Genomic DNA, 16,933 nt, shown 5'->3' with positions numbered 1-16,933 from the left:
GGTGTGGGGGCGGGAGAGGCGCCGGGTGGAGTTGAGCAGGCCGAAGACGGCGTGCACCGCGGCCCGCGCGCTCGGCTCCGGCAGCGCGGGATAGGCGTCGCGGGCGACCGCGACCCACAGCTCCACGTACTCCCGCTGGAGCCGCCGCACCCGCTTGCGGTCCTCCTCCGGCAGCCAGTCGAGCTCGCGGTCGTGGAGCGTGATCAGCGCCCGGTCGTCGAGGGCGAAGTCGATGTGCCCGGCGATCAGCGCGTCCAGCGTGGCCAGCGGCGGGCGGCCTGCCGCCGCCGCCTCCGCGACCCGGCGGACGCCGCCGTCCCGCAGCCGGCTGCTGATGCCGACGAGCAGCTCGGTCAGCATCGCGTCCTTGCCGGCGAAGTGCCGGTAGAGCGCGGGGCCGCTGATGCCGACGGCGGCGCCTATCTCGTCGACGCCGACGCCGTGGAAGCCGCGTTCGGCGAAGAGCCGGGACGCCTCGCGCAGGATCTGCTCGCGGCGCGCGGTGGCCGTCCTCGCGGTGGTGCCCGCGGACCTGTTGCCCGACGAGTTGCCGGCGGCGTGCGTGGTCATAGGTACCTATTGTAGACAGGCCCGTTAACGAGCGTTAACCTGTCCGGTATGCGGCAGGCACCGACGCACCGCAGCACAGCGGATCCCGCGTCAGAAGCGTTCCGAGCCAACGAGGCGGCACACCGCGAGCTCGCGGCCGAGCTGCGCGAGAAGCTGGCGGCCGCCCGCCTGGGCGGCGGCGAGCGGGCCCGCGCCCGGCACACGGCGCGCGGCAAGCTGCTGCCGCGGGACCGGGTGGACGCGTTGCTCGATCCCGGCTCCCCCTTCCTCGAGCTGGCCCCGCTCGCCGCCCACGGCCTCTACGACGGGCAGGCCCCGGCCGCCGGGGTGATCGCCGGCATCGGCCGGGTCAGCGGGCGCGAGGCGGTGATCGTCGCCAACGACGCCACCGTGAAGGGCGGCACCTACTACCCGCTCACCGTCAAGAAGCACCTGCGGGCGCAGGAGATCGCGCTGGAGAACCGGCTCCCCTGCCTCTACCTGGTGGATTCGGGCGGCGCCTTCCTGCCGATGCAGGACGAGGTGTTCCCCGACCGGGAGCACTTCGGGCGGATCTTCTACCACCAGGCCAGGATGTCGGCGGCCGGCATCCCGCAGATCGCGGCCGTCCTCGGGTCCTGCACCGCCGGCGGCGCCTACGTGCCGGCGATGAGCGACGAGGCCGTCATCGTGCGCGGCCAGGGCACGATCTTCCTCGGCGGCCCACCCCTGGTGAAGGCCGCCACCGGCGAGGTGGTCACGGCCGAGGAGCTGGGCGGCGGCGAGGTGCACTCCCGCGTCTCGGGCGTCACCGACCACCTCGCCGAGGACGACGCGCACGCGCTCCGCATCGTCCGCACCATCGTCGCCACCCTGCCGGAGCGCGGCCCGCTGCCGTGGTCGGTGGCGCCGGTCGAGGAGCCGGCCGTCGACCCGGCCGGGCTCTACGGCGTGGTCCCGGTCGACTCGCGCACCACCTACGACGTCCGCGAGGTGATCGCGCGGCTGGTGGACGGCTCCCGGATCCAGGAGTTCAAGGCCGAGTTCGGCTCGACGCTGGTCACCGGCTTCGCCCGGATCCACGGCCACCCGGTCGGCATCGTCGCCAACAACGGCATCCTGTTCTCCGAGTCCGCCCAGAAGGGCGCCCACTTCGTCGAGCTGTGCGACCAGCGCGGCATCCCGCTGCTCTTCCTCCAGAACATCGCCGGCTTCATGGTCGGCCGCGACTACGAGGCGGGCGGCATCGCCAAGCACGGCGCCAAGATGGTCACCGCCGTGGCCTGCGCCCGCGTCCCCAAGCTCACCGTGGTGATCGGCGGCTCCTACGGCGCGGGCAACTACTCGATGTGCGGCCGGGCGTACTCGCCGCGCTTCCTGTGGATGTGGCCCAACGCCAAGATCTCCGTGATGGGCGGCGAGCAGGCCGCCGCCGTGCTGGCCACCGTCAAGCGCGACCAGCTCGGCGACGCCTGGTCGGCCGAGGACGAGGCGGCGTTCCGCGAGCCAATCCGCCACCAGTACGAGACGCAGGGCAGCGCCTACTACGCCACCGCCCGGCTCTGGGACGACGGCGTGATCGACCCGCTGGAGACGCGTGCGGTGCTCGGGCTCGCCCTCACCGCGTGCGCCAACGCGCCCCTGTCGGAGCCGAGTCACGGCGTCTTCCGGATGTGATGGTGAGGGAGGGCAGCACAGCCATGTTCGAGACCGTGCTCGTGGCCAACCGGGGCGAGATCGCCGTCCGCGTCGTCCGCACCCTGCGGCGCCTCGGCATCCGCTCGGTGGCCGTCTACAGCGACGCCGACGCGGGCGCCCGCCACGTCCGCGAGGCCGACGTCGCCGTCCGGCTCGGCCCGACGCCGGCCGCCGAGAGCTATCTGGCGATTCCCCGGCTGCTCGCCGCGGCCGCCGGCACCGGCGCCCAGGCCGTCCACCCCGGCTACGGCTTCCTCGCCGAGAACGCGGCGTTCGCCCGCGCCGTCACCACCGCCGGGCTGGCCTTCGTCGGCCCGCCGGCCGCCGCCATCGAGACCATGGGCGACAAGATCCGCGCCAAGGCCGCCGTCGAGGCGGCCGGGGTGCCCGTCGTCCCCGGCGTCTCGGGGCCCGAGCTCGCCGCGTCCGCCCGGAAGATGGGCATGCCGCTGCTGCTCAAGCCGGCCGCCGGCGGCGGCGGCAAGGGCATGCGTCTGGTCACCGCGGCCGGTGAGTTGGAGGAGGCGATCGCCGGCGCCCGCCGCGAGGCGCTGGCCTCCTTCGGGGACGACGCGCTGCTCGCCGAGCGCTTCGTCCAGCGCCCCCGCCACATCGAGATGCAGGTACTCGCCGACGACCACGGCACCGTGCTCCGCTTCGCCGAGCGCGAGTGCTCCCTCCAGCGCCGCCACCAGAAGCTGGTCGAGGAGTCCCCCAGCCCGCTGCTCGACCCGGCCACCCGCGCCCGGATGGGCGAGGCCGCCGCGCAGGCCGCCCGTGCCTGCGGCTACCGGGGCGCCGGCACCGTCGAGTTCATCGTCCCCGGCGACGACCCGGCCACCTTCTACTTCATGGAGATGAACACCAGGCTCCAGGTCGAGCACCCGGTCACCGAGCTGGTCAGCGGTCTCGACCTGGTGGAGTGGCAGCTGCGGGTCGCCGCCGGCCAACCGCTGGCGTTCCACCAGGAGGAGGTGCCCGCCACCGGCCACGCCGTCGAGGCCCGGATCTGCGCCGAGAACCCGGCCACCGGCTTCCTGCCCTCCGCCGGCACGATCCGGCTGCTGCGCGAGCCGGCGGGCGAGGGCGTCCGGGTCGACTCGGGCCTGGCCGAGGGCACCGAGGTGTCCACCGCCTACGACCCGATGCTCGCCAAGGTCGTCGCCCACGGCCCCGACCGCCCCACCGCGCTGCGCCTGCTGCGCGCCGCCCTCGCCCGCACCACCGTCCTCGGCGTCGACACCAACACCGGCTTCCTGCGCCGCCTCCTCGCCCAACCCGACGTCGTCGCCGGGGCATTGGACACCGGCCTGGTGGACCGCGAGGCGCCCGCGCTCATCCCGGCCGCCGTGCCGGACGAGGTGTACGTGGCCGCCGCGCTGCTCCGGCACGCCGCCCTCGCCCCGGCGCCCGACCCGGCCGGCTGGACGGACCCGTTCGCCGTCCCCTCCGGGTGGCGGCTCGGCGGCGAGCCGGCCTGGATCACCGGCCTGGCGCGGGTCCCCGGCCACGACCCGGTGCCGGTCGCGGTGCGGCCGGGGCAGGCCCGCCTCGGCGACGCGCCGCCCGTCCCGGCCCGCCTGGTGGCCCGCACCCCCGACACCGTCCGCGTCGAACTGGCCGGCGTCGTCCACACGTTCCACCACGTCGCCGTCCCCGACGGGCACTGGCTCGGCCGGGAGGGCGACGCCTGGCACGTCACCGAGCACGACCCGATCGCCGGCGCCGGGCCCCGCGCCGCCGCCGGGGCCGACGCGCTCGCCGCACCCATGCCCGGCACCGTCACCGTCGTCAAGGTCGGCGTCGGCGAGCGGGTGGCCGCCGGGCAGAGCCTGCTGGTCGTGGAGGCCATGAAGATGGAACACGTCATCGCCGCCCCCCACGACGGCACCGTCACCGAGCTCACCGTCACCCCGGGCACCACCGTCGCCATGGACCAGCCGCTCGCCGTCGTCACCCCCGAGGAGCCGACCCCGTGAAGGCCGTTGCCCGCGACGAGTCGCTGCCCACCCGGGTCCGCATCCACGAGGTCGGCCCCCGGGACGGCCTGCAGAACGAGAAGGCCATCGTCCCGGCAGAGGTCAAGGCCGAGTTCATCCACCGCCTCGCCGACGCCGGGCTGACCACCATCGAGGCCACCAGCTTCGTCCACCCCGCCTGGATCCCCCAACTGGCGGACGCCGAGCGGCTCTTCCCCATGCTGGACGACCTCCACGACCGCCGGCTGCCCGTCCTCGTCCCCAACGAGCGTGGCCTCGACCGGGCGTTGGCACTCGGCGCCCGCGAGGTCGCCGTCTTCGCCAGCGCCACCGAGTCCTTCGCCCAGGCCAACCTCAACCGCTCCGTCGAGGAGTCGCTGCGGATGTTCGCGCCCGTCGTCGCGCACGCCGTCGTCGAGCGCGTCCCCGTCCGCGGCTACGTCTCGATGTGCTTCGGCGACCCCTGGGAGGGCGAGGTGCCGGTCGGCCGGGTGGTCGCCGTGGCGCGCCGGCTGATCGAGCTCGGCGTGAGCGAGCTGAGCCTCGGCGACACCATCGGCGTCGCCACCCCCGGCCAGGTCACCGCCCTGCTCACCGCGCTCAACGAGGCCGGCGTCCCCACCGAGCGGATCGCCGTCCACTTCCACGACACCTACGGGCAGGCGCTCGCCAACACCCTGACCGCCCTCCGGCACGGCGTCACCACCGTCGACGCCTCGGCCGGCGGGCTCGGCGGCTGCCCGTACGCGAAGAGCGCCACCGGCAACCTCGCCACCGAGGACCTGCTGTGGATGCTCGACGGCCTCGGCATCGAGACCGGCGTCGACCTCGACCGGCTCACCGCCGCCAGCGTCTGGCTCGCCGGCTACCTCGGCCGTCCCAGCCCCTCCCGCACCGTTCGGGCGCTGACCCCCGACCCCACCGACTCCCACGAGGAGTGACGCTCATGTCCCTTGACCACCGGCTGACCCCGGAACACGAGGAACTCCGCCGCACCGTCGAGCAGTTCGCGAACGACGTCGTCGCGCCACGGATCGCCGAGCACTACGAGGCCCACACCTTCCCCTACGAGATCGTCCGCGAGATGGGCAAGATGGGCCTGTTCGGCCTGCCCTTCCCCGAGGAGTACGGCGGCATGGGCGGCGACTTCCTCGCCCTCTGCCTCGCCATCGAGGAGCTGGCCCGCGTCGACTCCTCCGTCGCCGTCACCCTGGAGGCCGGCGTCTCGCTCGGCGTCACGCCCATCCACCGCTTCGGCACCGAGGCCCAGAAGCGGGAGTGGCTGCCCCGCCTCTGCGCCGGCGAGCAGCTGGCCGCGTTCGGCCTCACCGAGCCCGGCTGCGGCTCCGACGCCGGCGGCACCCGCACCACCGCCGTCCGGGACGGCGACCACTGGGTGATCAACGGCAGCAAGAGCTTCATCACCAACTCCGGCACCGACATCACCGGGCCCATCACCGTCACCGCCCGCACCGGGCCCGACGGCGCCATCTCCACCCTCATCGTCCCCTCCGGCACCCCGGGCCTCACGGTCGCGCCCGGCTACTCCAAGGTCGGGTGGAACGCGTCGGACACCCACGAGCTCTCCTTCACCGACTGCCGGGTCCCGCTGGCCAACCTGCTGGGCGACGAGGGCCGCGGCTACGCCCAGTTCCTCACCGTCCTGGACGAGGGCCGGATCGCGTTCGCCGCCCTCGCCACCGGCCTGGCCCAGGGCTGCGTCGACCAGTCCACCGCCTACGCCCGCACCCGGGAGGCGTTCGGCCGCCCGATCGGCGCCAACCAGGCCATCCAGTTCAAGCTGGCCGACATGGAGGCCCGCGCCCACACCTCCCGCACCGCCTGGCGCGACGCCGCCTCCCGGATGCTGGCCGGCGAGCCGTTCAAGAAGGCGGCCGCCGTGGCCAAGCTGCACAGCTCGGACGCCGCCGTCACCAACGCCCGCGAGGCCACCCAGATCCACGGCGGCTACGGCTTCATGAACGAGTACCCGGTCGCCAGGATGTGGCGCGACGCCAAGATCCTGGAGATCGGCGAGGGCACCAGCGAAGTCCAACGCATGCTGATCGCCCGCGAGTTGGGCCTCACGTCCTGACGCCCTGACGCCCCCGCGCGGTGGCGGACGCCGGGACGAACACTCGGTGAACGGTCGTCAGCAGCGCGCGCCAACCCTCGCCGCGCCGGCGCCCCCGGAGGTAGTTTCCCCCTGGCATGCGGTCCTGCCAGGGGGGCACGGCAGCGGGCGCGCGGGCACGGCGAGGGGGAGCCGGCGGTGTCGGAAATCACGGTCTCGGACGTCATAGCCGTCGTGGGCACGCTCGTGTCGCTGCTCGGCATCCTGACGCGGCGCTACTGGCCGGCCCAGAAGCGGATCGGGTGGCGCGCCCAGCTCAACCTGCCGATCCCGATGATCCCCGAGGAGGCGCGCGGCCACGTCGAGTTGCGCCTGCTGCACATGGGGCGCGAGGTCCCGGACGCCAGCATCGCCCTGCTGCGGGTCGAGAACGCCGGCTCCTCGACGATCTCCCGCGAGGACATCCAGGACCCGCTCACGTTCGTCTTCGAGGGCCGGACCATCCTCGCCGTCGAGGTCCCGGAGACCAGCGAGCCGGCCATCGCCAACATGCTCACCAGGAACCGCGGCCTGAGCGACTTCGCCGAGGGCCGGGTGCGGCTCCCGAGGGTCCCGCTCAACCGCCGCGACCACTTCAAGCTCCTCGTCCTGCTCACCGGCAGCGGCACCGGGGTCGGCCTGCACGGCTTCATCAGCGGCGGCCGCATCACCGAGGGCCACTGGCGGCGCCGCACCCAGGCGTTCACCATCGGCCTCGTCGTCCTGCTCACCGCCTCGCTGACGCTGCTGGGCGCGTCCTTCGCGATCGGCTCCGACGAGACGCCAAGCGACCTGTGCGTCGCCGGAGAGCTGTCCATCGACGGCTCCACCGCCTTCCAGCCGATCCTGGAGGACATCAGGGACGCCTACGTCGAGGAGTGCCGCGGCACCGACGTCGACGTCACCATCGCCGCCAGCGGCAGCCTGGAGGCGGTGCGCGACCTCGTCGCGTCCGAGGCCCGGGACCGGATCGCCGTCTCCGACGGCCGCACCACGACGCCCGACCCGAACCTGATCCAGAACCCGGTCGGCGTCGTCATCTTCTCCGTCGTGGTCAACCGCGAGACCGGCGTCCACAGCCTCACCACGGACGAGCTGCGCCGGATCTACGCGGGCGACATCACCAACTGGCTGGAGCTGGGCGGCAACGACCACCCGATCCAGATCGTGAGCCGCGGCAGCGAGTCGGGCACCCGCCGCGTCTTCCAGGACCGCGTCCTGGGCACCACCGAACCCGCGCTCACCTCCGACAACTGCGCCACCCCGCTCATCAACAGCTCGGGCCCGGTGATCCGCTGCGAACGCGACTCCACGACCGAACTGCTGACGGAGGTCGACCGCCTCCCCGGCGCCATCGGCTACGCCGAGACGTCCGCCGTGGCCGCCCTCCCGAACGTGATCGGCGTCCAACTCGACAACGCCGTCGCGGACATCGAGCCGGTCATGCGGGAGGCGTACCACTACTGGACGGTCGAGCTGTTCTACACCTACGGCCAACCCCCGACCGACTCCCTCGCGGGCGCCTTCCTGCGGTACCTGCAGGAGGACACGGCCAAGAACATCCTCCGCTCCTACGGCCATGTGCCGTGCGTCGACCGGCAGAACCTGCTGGAGACGCTCTGCGCGTAGGTTCTGACCGGGTGCGATCGGCCGGTCAGGCGCTGAACCACGCCAGGTGGCGGTTCAGCCAGCAGTCCCTCCACCCCTCCCGCGACTGCGGCCGGATCGCCGAGCACCTGGGCACCACGGTCACCACCCACGCCGGGCTCGGCGCCGACATCGCCGGCCAGGTGCACCGTGCGGGCCGAACCGTCGGATTCCCGCCGGCTGGACTGCGACGTCTGGCCGGCGCTTGACCCTGCCGTTGGCGGCAGGGTTTCAGGATGCGGCCATGAACGACGCAACCCACTCCCGCCTCGTCCTCGTCACCGGCGCCGGCACCGGCATCGGACGGGCCACCGCGCGGGCCTTCGCCGCCGAGGGCGCCACGGTGGTCGTGGTGGGCCGCCGGGCCGAGCCGCTGGCCGAGACGGCCGAGGGGCACCCCGGGATCACACCGCTGACCGCCGACGTCACCGGCGCGGGCGAGCCGGCACGGATCATCGACGCGGTGCTCGCGGCGCACGGCCGCCTCGACGTCCTCGTCAACAACGCGGGCGTGGCCGGCGGCACGCCGCTCGCCGACGTGTCCGAGGAGACCATCCGGACCCAGCTCGCCACCAACGTGGTGGCCCCCACCCTGCTGGCGAAGGCGGCGCTTGGGGCGCTCGCCGAGGGCCCGGGCGTGATCGTCAACGTCAGCACCCCGATCGGCCTGCGCGGCTGGTCGGGGAACTCGGTCTACGGTGCCACCAAGGCCGCGCTGGACTCGCTGACCCGCAGTTGGGCCGTCGAGTTGGCGCCGCGCGGCATCCGGGTCGTCGCCGTCGCGCCCGGCGCGATCGCGACGCCGATCGCCGACCACATGGGGCTCAGCCGTGAGCGGCAGGCCGCGCTGCGGAAGTGGCAGCTGGCGCACACCCCGTTGGGCCGCGTCGGCCGGCCCGAGGACGTCGCCGCGGCCGTTGTCCGACTCGCGGACCCGGCCGCGTCCGCCTTCGTCACCGGCGTGGTCCTCCCGGTGGACGGCGGCGCCGCCGTGGCGTGATGAGATGTGCCGCATGCGGATCGGGGAGTTGGCGGAGGCCACCGGCGTCACGCCGCGCGCCCTCCGCCACTACGAGGAGGCCGGCCTGATCACGGCGGAGCGGGCGGCCAACGGCTACCGCGACTACCCCGACGCCACGGTGGTCAGGGTCCGCAACATCCGGCACCTGCTGGCGGCCGGCCTCACCCTGGACGACGCCCTGGCCTTCCGGGCCTGCCTGGACGGCGACATGACGGTCGCCGCGCCGAGCGAGGCCGGGCTCAGGATCGCCGAACAACGCCTCGCCGTCCTGGACGCCCGCATCGCCGCCCAGTCGGAACTCCGCGACCGCCTGGCGACGGCGCTCCGCGGGGCGCGGCGGGCGTAGCACGTCCTGGCGGTCGCGCGCCCCGCCGCCGTACAGTGGGCGACGACTCGACACGGGGGGTGCTTTCGAGGCCGTGACCGATCCCGCATTACCGCCGCAGCCGCCGACGCCACCGCAACCGCCGCAGCCGCCGACGCCGCCACCGGATCCGGGGCCGTCCGTCCGCGACGTCCTCGAGGAACGGTTCCTCCCCGAGGCCAGGGGAGCCTCGCCCCGCACCCGCCGCCGGGCGGTCGTGATCATCGTGGTGCTCGGCGTCCTGTCCATCCTCGGCGGCTTCGCCGTCGGCTACAGCCTCGACCTGTGGACGACCGGCCCCCGGGTCGCCGCGGAGCGCGAGGCGACGGAGGAGTTGGACGAGGCCAGGGCCCCGTTCACCGGCTCCATCAGTTACGACACGTCTGTTCCGGACCGGTTCAAGATCGTCCTCGACCGGCCGCTGACGCCCGAGGAACAGGAGACCCTGCTGCGCCTGTCCGACACGGAGATCTGGGACTTCCTCCGTCCCCTGGGCGGCCGACTGATCCGCTACCCGGTGACCATGGCCCAGCTTCCGCCGGGCTACGACCTCGCCCAGCAGGGCGACACGACGGTGTTCACCATGAATCTCCTCTCCTCCCGCGAGACCCAGCTGTCCATCGTGGACATGGAACCCGTCAACGTCTCGTGTACCGAGCCCGCCGCCGCGACGGTGGTGGAGGTGCCGGGGCAGGGGGAGAGCTTCTACCCCGGGGTGCTGACGGACCTCAGCGAGGACGCCCCGACCCTCTGGATCTCCGACGAGGGGCCCGACCAGGGGCAGCCGTACTTCAGCCGCCGCCGGATCGACCTCGGCGGCGGCCTGGACCCCGGCGGGCTGCGGGTGGAGGCACTGGTGCGGGACCAGTCGTGCGAGTGGGAGTTGAGGGCTCGGTACCGCGACGCGCGAGGCGAGGTGGGCGAGGTCGTCCTCCGCGACGGCGACCGGCCGTTCTTCGCCGAGGCGGTGCCCGCCGACCCCGAGCAGTACTGGCTGTCCAGCGGCATGTTCCCCGGGCTCCCGCTCACCGAGGACATGCCGACCTTCCAGCCGTGTCACGAACTTCCGGACGACCCGAGCTGCGCCACCCAGGCCGAGGGCCGGCGCTGACACCTCAGTGCTGGACGAGCCCGCCGGCCCGTACCGGCGGGACGTGGCCGGTGGCCGGGCGGGTCCCGGCCAGGGCGAGGCCGACGTCGACCAGCGACGAGCGGCGCAGGCGGGCGACGTCCGGGATCGGGGTCCACACCGACTCGGCGATGTCGCCGTTGGGCTCCGGCCGCAGCCGGCCGCCGGTGATGCGGACCTGGTAGAAGACGCCGACGTTCTGGTGCGTGACGCCGCGACGCGCCTCGGCCGCCGGGATGACCCGGGAGTCCACGCCCAGCAGCCGCTCGACCACCGCCGCGCAGCCGGTCTCCTCGGCGACCTCCCGGATCACCGCGTCGAACGGATCCTCCGCGTGCTCGACCCCGCCACCGGGGAGGGTCCACACGCTCTCGCCCTCCGGCGGCACGCAGCGGGCGAGCAGCACCCGCCCGTCCTCGACGCAGACGGCATACGCCGCCAGCCGGAAACTCACGCTCCCACCGGCGGGTTGAACTCGCCCTGGGCGGCGCCGGATATGAAGCACTCCCAGACGTGTCTGGTGACGACGAACGGCGGGTTGGTCGGGTCCTCGTTGTCCCGCATCGCGACCCGCCCGTCGGCCAGGAAGGCCACCTCCAGGCAGCCGCCGTTGGCCGAGCTGGCCGAGCTCTTGAACCAGGAGAGGCCGTTCAGGTCGCCGCTCATCTCATGTCCTCCGCTGCGTGTCGGATCAGGGCTACGGACTCATCGGGGTCGAGCGCTGTCGCCCGCAGGAGATCGAAGATGCTGGCGAAGCGTCGGACGTCCGCGCGTTTCTCCAGATACAGGTTGCCACCGGGACTGTCGACGTAGACCACGGGTTCGTCCTCTTCGAACTCCAGCAGGCTGAACGCGCCCCAGAGGCCGGGGTGGGCGCCCTTCTGGTTCGGGATCACCTGCACGATGACGTTGGGCAGGGCTGACATCTCGGTGAGGTGCTGGAGCTGGGCCCGCATGATGTCGGCACCGCCGAGCGGCCGGCGGACGACCGCCTCATCCAGGATGGCCCACAGGTCGAGCGGGGATTCGGCGCGCGTGATCAGCTTCTGCCGTTCGAGCCGGACGTGCACCAGCGCGTCGATGTCGGACGGCCGGTGGATGGCGCCACTGCGGAGCACCGTCCGCGCGTAGTCCGGTGTCTGGAGCAGGCCGTGCACCAGAAGCGGTTCCCACGCCCTTTCGGTCCTGGCGCTGCTCTCAAGGCCTACGTACACCTCGAGCCCCGAGGGGAGCACGTCGTTGTACGGCGCCCACCAGCCGCGCTTCTGGGAGTTGCCGAGCATCTGGAGGAGTATGTCGATCTGCTGCTGGTCGGTGACGCGGTACAGCTCGCACAGCTTGGTGACGTCCGATGGCCGAGCGGTCGCACGGCCCTTGCCGGTTTCGATGCGACTCACGCGTGTCTGGGAACAGCCCAGCTCAGCGGCGACCTGCTCGATTCCCAGTCCGGCCGCCTTGCGTAGCCGCCGCAGTTCCGCACCGAGTTGACGGCGATGAACAGTGGGGTTGCTCGGCTGCGACACCATGCCGCTCTCCCTCCAGTCATGGCGCACTTGCGCTGAGAGTCTTCCACATACTTCACCGGCCGTATCCGATGCGTACTGGTGTGCACCGTGTCACTGATTCCGGTTTGCGCACTTGCGCAGCGAATGCGCAGGTGCGCACCCTGGCGAGGCAGCGTTCGTCGCGTCGTCACCCGCGAGGTGGTCTCTCATGCATGAGCAACGTCCGTCTCACCGCCGGCAGGCGGCCCGCTCTACGTCGTTCCGGCTGCGCGCCGAGCGCGAATCGGCCGCCGTCGCGCGGCGGTTGGTGCGGCGGTGGTTGGGGGACACGCCGGTGGTCGAGGACGCCGCGCTGGTCGTCACGGAGCTGGTGGCCAACGCCGTGACGCACACCGGCAGCCGGCACGTCGTCTGCCGGCTGACCGTCTGCGAGGACGAGGTGTGGATCGCGGTCGAGGACGAGGGCGGGACGCTGGCCGTGCCGCGACCGCGCGAGCCGGACGACGGGGCCGAGTGCGGGCGGGGGCTGCTACTGGTCGAGGCCCTGTCGGTCGACTGGGGCGTGGCGCCGCTCGAACCCGAGGGGCGGGCGGTGTGGGCGGCGCTCAAGATCCCCGCGTGACGGCGGTCGTTCAGCCCGCCGCGCCCTCCGGGTCGATCGGCGCGCCGTCGCCGTGCGGCGGGAGGTCGCCTCGTTCGACGGGGGCGTCGGGGGTGCCCTCCGGCGTCTCGGGGAGGGTCGCGGACAGTTCCGCGTCGTCGGCGACGTGGGCCTCGTCAAGCGCCGTCCGCAGCGTCTCGCGCGACACCGCGTCGGCCGGCGCCTCGACCGTGACGGTGTGGCCGTCCTCCGCGCGGACGTACGCGTGGGGGCCGCGGTCCGTCGACGGGCGGTACCAGACGGCGTCGCCGTCCGGCTCGCAGTCGCAGGTGGTCGGGTCGACCGCGCCGCGGTCGACGAGCAGGTGGATGGTGGAGCCGTCGCCCGTGGACGAGACGTAGGTGCTCTGGAAGCCGTCGGTGCCGGCCGGGGCCACCGACATGGGGGCCAGCTCGTAGCCCGACACCTCGGTCACGTAGACCAGCTCGAGCGCCGTCTCCAGCGAGGCGGCCCGTGCCTCCAACTCGCCGCGGCCGGCGGACTCCTCGCCGCAGGCGGCGAGCGGTACGAGGAGGCCGAGCAGGGCCAAGGGCGACAGCCGGATTCTTCGTCTCATGCGGTCATCATTCAACACTCCGGCGTCGGCGGGTGGGGACGGCGCTCCGGACCCAGGCCCAGGAGACCTTCTGCACCAGCAGCGTGAGCGTGCCGGCGACCAGGATGCCGACGAGGTTCACGCCCAGTTGCAGCATGGAGCCGAGCGCCTCCGTGACATGGCCGTAGCTCAGGGCCAGGGCGGCGTGCCCGGCGGCCGGGACCGTGGTCACCGAGATCGTGACGCCGACCAGCGCCGCCGACTTCGCGGAGGTCAGCGAGACCATCCCGGCCACGCCGGCCAGCAGGGCCACCACGAAGGACATGATGTCCGGCTGCCAGACGAACTCGACCGTCGGATGCGGCTGCTCGAACTGCGCCCTGGTGAACACCCCCCACCCGTCCATCACCAGCGCGAAGCAACTGGTCAGCAGCATCGCCAGCGGGAAGCCGACGAGCAGCGCGGCCAGCGACCGCAGCCCGAGCCGTGGCGCCCGCGCGGCCAGCGCGGTGCAGACCCCGGCCAGCGGCCCCAGCTCGGGGCCGACCACCATCGCGCCGACGATCAGGATCGCGCTGTCCAGCAGCACCCCGCAGGCGGCCAGCATCGTCGCCACGGTGAGGAAGGTCAGGTAGGTGAACGTCAGCCGCGACTCCTCCTGCGTGGAGTCCAGCATCGACTCCCACAGCACGGCGTCCACCCCGGCGCCCGGCGCCTCCTCCTGGGCCTGCTCGGAGCGCTCGGAGAGCGACAGGTCGATGTCCTCGACGGAGACCGAGCCGACCTTCGCGAGCCCCAGCTCGCGCAGCCGCCGCAGCAGCTCGTCGGCCGCCTCCCGCGCCACGTCGCACAGCACGAGATCCCCCGCCGGATCCCGCGCCGCCCCCGGCAGCACCACGAGGTGCGCCGTCCCGACCGTCTCCGTCAGCTCGGCGACGACCTCCTCGGTGCGGGCCGAGGGCACGATGATCCGCAGATGCAGCACGGGCGGCAGCCTACTCAGGCCCGCCACCGGCGAAGCCGGGCTTCCGGCCGGACTCCGAGGCGATGCCGAGTTCGCGGTGGCCTGGCCCGCGGCCACCGCCTGCCGGACGTGCCCCTGCGCCGCCGCGGCATGACGAACGACACGTCCGTGCCCGATATCGGGCACAGATGTTGCGAAGCGCGCCCATGATCCGCACCATCAAGGGGTGCTCGATCGCGGAACGTCCTATGACGACCTCGTGGACCACCTGGTACGCACCACACCGCTCGCCCGCGGTGAGGCTGCCCGGGTGGTTCTCGACGTGTTGGCGTACTTCGACGAGACGGCCGAGGAATACGTCCGTAGGCGGCACCGGGAGCTGCGCGGTCGTGGCCTCGGAAACGACGCGATCTTCGAACGGATCGCGGAGGAGCTGCCACGCCGCGCCGTTGCGCCGCCGGCGCTCTCGCTGCGACAGCTGCGGCGGATCGTCTACGGATAACGGACAACGGCCGACGGGCGCGTGAGGCGCGCCAGACACACGAGACACAGCGGATCAGCGGGAACAGCAGGAGGAGCCTGGCATGTGCGGAATCGTGGGATACATCGGCAAGCGGGATGTCGCACCGCTCCTGCTGGAGGGCCTGCAGCGCCTGGAGTACCGCGGCTACGACTCGGCCGGCATCGCCATCCACAGCAGCGGCAAGGCCGGCGGGCTCAAGACCGTGAAGAACGCCGGGCGGGTCCGTGACCTGGAGGCCAAGGTGCCGGCCAGGTTCTCCGGCACCACCGGCATCGCGCACACCCGGTGGGCCACCCACGGCGCGCCCAACGACGTCAACGCCCACCCGCACCTGGACGCGCCGGGCCGCGTCGCCGTCGTCCACAACGGCATCATCGACAACTGCGCCGAGCTGCGCGCCAAGCTGGCCGCCGACGGCGTGGAGCTGGCCTCCGAGACCGACACCGAGGTGCTGGCCCACCTCGTCGGCCGCGCCCAGGCCGAGACCCTGGAGGAGAAGGTCCGCGAGGCCCTCCGCTACGTCGAGGGCACCTACGGCATCGCCGTGCTGCACGCCGACTTCCCGGACCGGATCGTGGTGGCCCGCAACGGCTCGCCCGTGGTGCTCGGCATCGGCGAGAAGGAGATGTTCGTCGCCTCCGACGTCGCCGCGCTGATCAGCCACACCCGCCAGGTCATCACCCTGGACGACGGCGAGATGGCCACCATCAAGGCCGACGACTACCGCACCTACACCACCGACGGCAGCCGCACCGCCGCCGCGCCGACCACCGTCGAGTGGGAGGCCGAGAGCTGGGACATGGGCGGCCACGACACCTACATGCACAAGGAGATCGCCGAGCAGGCGGACGCCGTCGACCGGGTGCTGCGCGGCCGGATCGACGACCGGTTCGCCACCGTGCGGCTCGGCGGCCTCAACCTGGACGCGCGGGCGGCCCGCGGGGTGCGCCGCGTGAAGATCCTCGGCTGCGGCTCCGCCTACCACGCCGGCCTGATCGGCGCCCAGCTGATCGAGGAGCTGGCCAGGATCCCGGCCGACGCCGAGCCGGCCAGCGAGTTCCGCTACCGCAACGCCGTCGTGGACCCGGACACCCTCTACATCGCCACCAGCCAGTCCGGCGAGACCTACGACACGCTGGCCGCCGTCCAGGAGCTCAAGCGCAAGGGCGCCATGGTCCTCGGCGTGGTCAACGTGGTGGGCAGCGCCATCGCCCGGGAGACCGACGGCGGCGTCTACGTGCACGCCGGGCCCGAGGTGTGCGTGGTCTCCACCAAGTGCTTCACCAACACCGCCGTCGCCTTCGCGCTGCTCGCCCTCCACCTGGGGCGGATCAGGGACCTGTCGGTCGCGGACGGCCGGCGGATCATCGAGGGGCTGCGGAAGCTGCCCGGCCAGATCGAGGCGATCCTGGCCGAGGAGGAGCGGATCGCCAAGCTGGCGGCCGAGTTCGCCGAGGCCAAGAGCATGATGTTCGTCGGCCGGGTACGCGGCTTCCCGGTGGCCAAGGAGGCGTCGCTCAAGCTCAAGGAGGTCTCCTACATCCACGCCGAGGCCTACCCGGCCTCCGAGCTCAAGCACGGGCCGCTGGCGCTGATCGAGCCGGCCGTCCCGACCGTGGCGATCGTGCCGAGCGACGAGCTGCTGGAGAAGAACCGGGCCACCCTGGAGGAGATCAAGGCCCGCAGCGGGCGGATCCTGGCGGTGGCGCACGAGGAGCAGCCCAAGGCCGACGACACCATCGTGGTGCCGCGCAACGAGCCGGAGCTCGACCCGGTGCTGATGGGCATCCCGCTCCAGCTGCTGGCCTACCACACGGCGCTGGCCCTGGGCCGGGACATCGACAAGCCGCGGAACCTCGCGAAGTCCGTCACCGTGGAGTGACCGACCGGTGACCCTCGGGTAGACGCAGGGCGGCCCCCGGAGCAGTGCGTGCCACCATACGCACCGCCGGGGGCCGCCATTTGCGCCGGCGTCGCCCATTACGCCGGCGGGGAGAAGCCGCCGCCGGGTCCGTCACCTCCCGGTCGGCGGCCCGAGTTCTGTCTGACCGCTGTCCCTTTTATGCCCGTCACAAACGCACAATCCACCACCGGCGGGCGACGAATTTGGTGAATGCTCCGTGAGCGAACGCGGTGCGACCGCAAGACGGCGCACAGCAGCGCCCGTTGGTGCCCGTTGGCCCCAGGGGGCGCGAAGGGCCCGGCGGGCGCGGTGGACCGGGGGGATGCCCGCGGACGGTGGGGC

The 16,933-nt window shown here is 73.0% G+C and carries 18 protein-coding genes; 12 read left to right on the top strand and 6 right to left on the bottom strand.

Features of this window, described 5'->3' with window-relative positions; genetic code table 11:
- Nucleotides 1–570 (bottom strand): TetR/AcrR family transcriptional regulator (locus tag E1283_RS14140; protein WP_132818372.1); only part of this gene is annotated, 570 nt, incomplete at its 3' end.
- A gap of 48 nt (nt 571–618) precedes the next feature.
- On the opposite strand from E1283_RS14140, the gene E1283_RS14135 reads away from it, so the two are divergent.
- The 9 genes from E1283_RS14135 to E1283_RS14095 all read left to right on the top strand — a co-directional run bounded on the left by E1283_RS14135 (nt 619) and on the right by E1283_RS14095 (nt 10,482).
- A complete protein-coding gene (locus E1283_RS14135) occupies nt 619–2,226 on the top strand; it encodes a carboxyl transferase domain-containing protein (protein WP_132818371.1) in 1,608 nt (535 codons plus the stop codon).
- A 23-nt stretch (nt 2,227–2,249) separates the two neighbouring features.
- Nucleotides 2,250–4,226, top strand: coding sequence for an acetyl/propionyl/methylcrotonyl-CoA carboxylase subunit alpha (locus E1283_RS14130; RefSeq protein WP_132818370.1), 1,977 nt, complete (start codon nt 2,250–2,252; stop codon nt 4,224–4,226).
- Nucleotides 4,223–5,167 carry a hydroxymethylglutaryl-CoA lyase gene (locus E1283_RS14125; protein WP_132818369.1) on the top strand — a complete coding sequence of 315 codons (945 nt, stop codon included), beginning with the start codon at nt 4,223–4,225 and terminating at the stop codon, nt 5,165–5,167. The genes E1283_RS14130 and E1283_RS14125 overlap by 4 nt, the downstream gene beginning before the upstream one ends.
- Before the next feature lie 5 nt (nt 5,168–5,172).
- Nucleotides 5,173–6,321 carry an acyl-CoA dehydrogenase family protein gene (locus E1283_RS14120; RefSeq protein ID WP_132818368.1) on the top strand — a complete coding sequence of 383 codons (1,149 nt, stop codon included), beginning with the start codon at nt 5,173–5,175 and terminating at the stop codon, nt 6,319–6,321.
- A gap of 177 nt (nt 6,322–6,498) precedes the next feature.
- The gene (locus E1283_RS14115; protein WP_132818367.1) at nt 6,499–7,968 is read left to right on the top strand and encodes a PstS family phosphate ABC transporter substrate-binding protein; all 1,470 of its coding nucleotides are present in this window, start codon (nt 6,499–6,501) and stop codon (nt 7,966–7,968) included.
- Nucleotides 7,969–7,979: 11 nt separating this feature from the next.
- Nucleotides 7,980–8,195, top strand: a complete 216-nt coding sequence (locus E1283_RS14110) for a hypothetical protein (RefSeq protein ID WP_132818366.1) — start codon at nt 7,980–7,982, stop codon at nt 8,193–8,195.
- Between the two features lie 35 nt (nt 8,196–8,230).
- Nucleotides 8,231–8,986 carry an SDR family NAD(P)-dependent oxidoreductase gene (locus E1283_RS14105; protein ID WP_132818365.1) on the top strand — a complete coding sequence of 252 codons (756 nt, stop codon included), beginning with the start codon at nt 8,231–8,233 and terminating at the stop codon, nt 8,984–8,986.
- Nucleotides 8,987–8,999: 13 nt separating this feature from the next.
- Nucleotides 9,000–9,353, top strand: a complete 354-nt coding sequence (locus E1283_RS14100; protein WP_207930395.1) for a MerR family transcriptional regulator — start codon at nt 9,000–9,002, stop codon at nt 9,351–9,353.
- Nucleotides 9,354–9,426: 73 nt separating this feature from the next.
- Nucleotides 9,427–10,482, top strand: a complete 1,056-nt coding sequence (locus E1283_RS14095; RefSeq protein ID WP_132818363.1) for a hypothetical protein — start codon at nt 9,427–9,429, stop codon at nt 10,480–10,482.
- Between the two features lie 4 nt (nt 10,483–10,486).
- Here E1283_RS14095 and E1283_RS14090 read toward each other — a convergent pair whose 3' ends face one another.
- From E1283_RS14090 to E1283_RS14080, 3 genes are read right to left on the bottom strand one after another with little or no spacing between them, the layout of a single operon-like run.
- Nucleotides 10,487–10,954, bottom strand: a complete 468-nt coding sequence (locus E1283_RS14090; RefSeq protein ID WP_132818362.1) for an NUDIX hydrolase — start codon at nt 10,952–10,954, stop codon at nt 10,487–10,489.
- Nucleotides 10,951–11,166, bottom strand: coding sequence for a DUF397 domain-containing protein (locus tag E1283_RS14085; protein ID WP_132818361.1), 216 nt, complete (start codon nt 11,164–11,166; stop codon nt 10,951–10,953). The genes E1283_RS14090 and E1283_RS14085 overlap by 4 nt, the downstream gene beginning before the upstream one ends.
- Nucleotides 11,163–12,026: a helix-turn-helix domain-containing protein gene (locus E1283_RS14080; RefSeq protein ID WP_132818360.1), complete on the bottom strand. Its 864-nt coding sequence runs from the start codon at nt 12,024–12,026 to the stop codon at nt 11,163–11,165. The genes E1283_RS14085 and E1283_RS14080 overlap by 4 nt, the downstream gene beginning before the upstream one ends.
- Before the next feature lie 187 nt (nt 12,027–12,213).
- Between E1283_RS14080 and E1283_RS14075 the strand changes: the two genes are divergently transcribed.
- Nucleotides 12,214–12,627 (top strand): ATP-binding protein, encoded by a 414-nt coding sequence (locus E1283_RS14075; protein WP_132818359.1) that lies wholly within the window; start codon nt 12,214–12,216, stop codon nt 12,625–12,627.
- 10 nt (nt 12,628–12,637) lie between these two features.
- Here the strand turns inward: E1283_RS14075 and E1283_RS14070 are convergent, their stop codons facing one another.
- Nucleotides 12,638–13,222 carry a hypothetical protein gene (locus E1283_RS14070; RefSeq protein WP_132818358.1) on the bottom strand — a complete coding sequence of 195 codons (585 nt, stop codon included), beginning with the start codon at nt 13,220–13,222 and terminating at the stop codon, nt 12,638–12,640.
- Between the two features lie 7 nt (nt 13,223–13,229).
- Nucleotides 13,230–14,186, bottom strand: coding sequence for a DUF389 domain-containing protein (locus E1283_RS14065; protein ID WP_132818357.1), 957 nt, complete (start codon nt 14,184–14,186; stop codon nt 13,230–13,232).
- A gap of 205 nt (nt 14,187–14,391) precedes the next feature.
- On the opposite strand from E1283_RS14065, the gene E1283_RS14060 reads away from it, so the two are divergent.
- Together E1283_RS14060 and glmS are read left to right on the top strand one after the other, a co-directional pair.
- Nucleotides 14,392–14,667, top strand: coding sequence for a hypothetical protein (locus E1283_RS14060; protein ID WP_132818356.1), 276 nt, complete (start codon nt 14,392–14,394; stop codon nt 14,665–14,667).
- A gap of 82 nt (nt 14,668–14,749) precedes the next feature.
- Entirely contained in the window at nt 14,750–16,570 is a 1,821-nt protein-coding gene (glmS, locus tag E1283_RS14055; protein ID WP_132818355.1) for a glutamine--fructose-6-phosphate transaminase (isomerizing), read from the top strand.
- Nucleotides 16,571–16,933: the final 363 nt, after the last annotated feature.

The organism is Streptomyces hainanensis (genome assembly GCF_004348415.1).
In the GTDB taxonomy this organism is placed as follows: domain Bacteria; phylum Actinomycetota; class Actinomycetes; order Streptomycetales; family Streptomycetaceae; genus Streptomyces; species Streptomyces hainanensis.
The sequence above is the reverse complement of the archived record's forward strand: the minus strand, read 5'-3'. Positions and strand labels throughout refer to the sequence as shown.

What these genes read in the sequence shown, in the direction of transcription:
- E1283_RS14135 (WP_132818371.1), top strand. Translation starts at nt 619, where the DNA reads ATGCGGCAGGCACCGACGCACCGCAGCACAGCGGATCCCGCGTCAGAA.
- E1283_RS14130 (WP_132818370.1), top strand. Translation starts at nt 2,250, where the DNA reads ATGTTCGAGACCGTGCTCGTGGCCAACCGGGGCGAGATCGCCGTCCGC.
- E1283_RS14120 (WP_132818368.1), top strand. Translation starts at nt 5,173, where the DNA reads ATGTCCCTTGACCACCGGCTGACCCCGGAACACGAGGAACTCCGCCGC.
- E1283_RS14105 (WP_132818365.1), top strand. Translation starts at nt 8,231, where the DNA reads ATGAACGACGCAACCCACTCCCGCCTCGTCCTCGTCACCGGCGCCGGC.
- E1283_RS14100 (WP_207930395.1), top strand. Translation starts at nt 9,000, where the DNA reads ATGCGGATCGGGGAGTTGGCGGAGGCCACCGGCGTCACGCCGCGCGCC.
- E1283_RS14085 (WP_132818361.1), bottom strand. Translation starts at nt 11,166, where the DNA reads ATGAGCGGCGACCTGAACGGCCTCTCCTGGTTCAAGAGCTCGGCCAGC.
- E1283_RS14080 (WP_132818360.1), bottom strand. Translation starts at nt 12,026, where the DNA reads ATGGTGTCGCAGCCGAGCAACCCCACTGTTCATCGCCGTCAACTCGGT.
- E1283_RS14075 (WP_132818359.1), top strand. Translation starts at nt 12,214, where the DNA reads ATGCATGAGCAACGTCCGTCTCACCGCCGGCAGGCGGCCCGCTCTACG.
- E1283_RS14070 (WP_132818358.1), bottom strand. Translation starts at nt 13,222, where the DNA reads ATGAGACGAAGAATCCGGCTGTCGCCCTTGGCCCTGCTCGGCCTCCTC.
- glmS (WP_132818355.1), top strand. Translation starts at nt 14,750, where the DNA reads ATGTGCGGAATCGTGGGATACATCGGCAAGCGGGATGTCGCACCGCTC.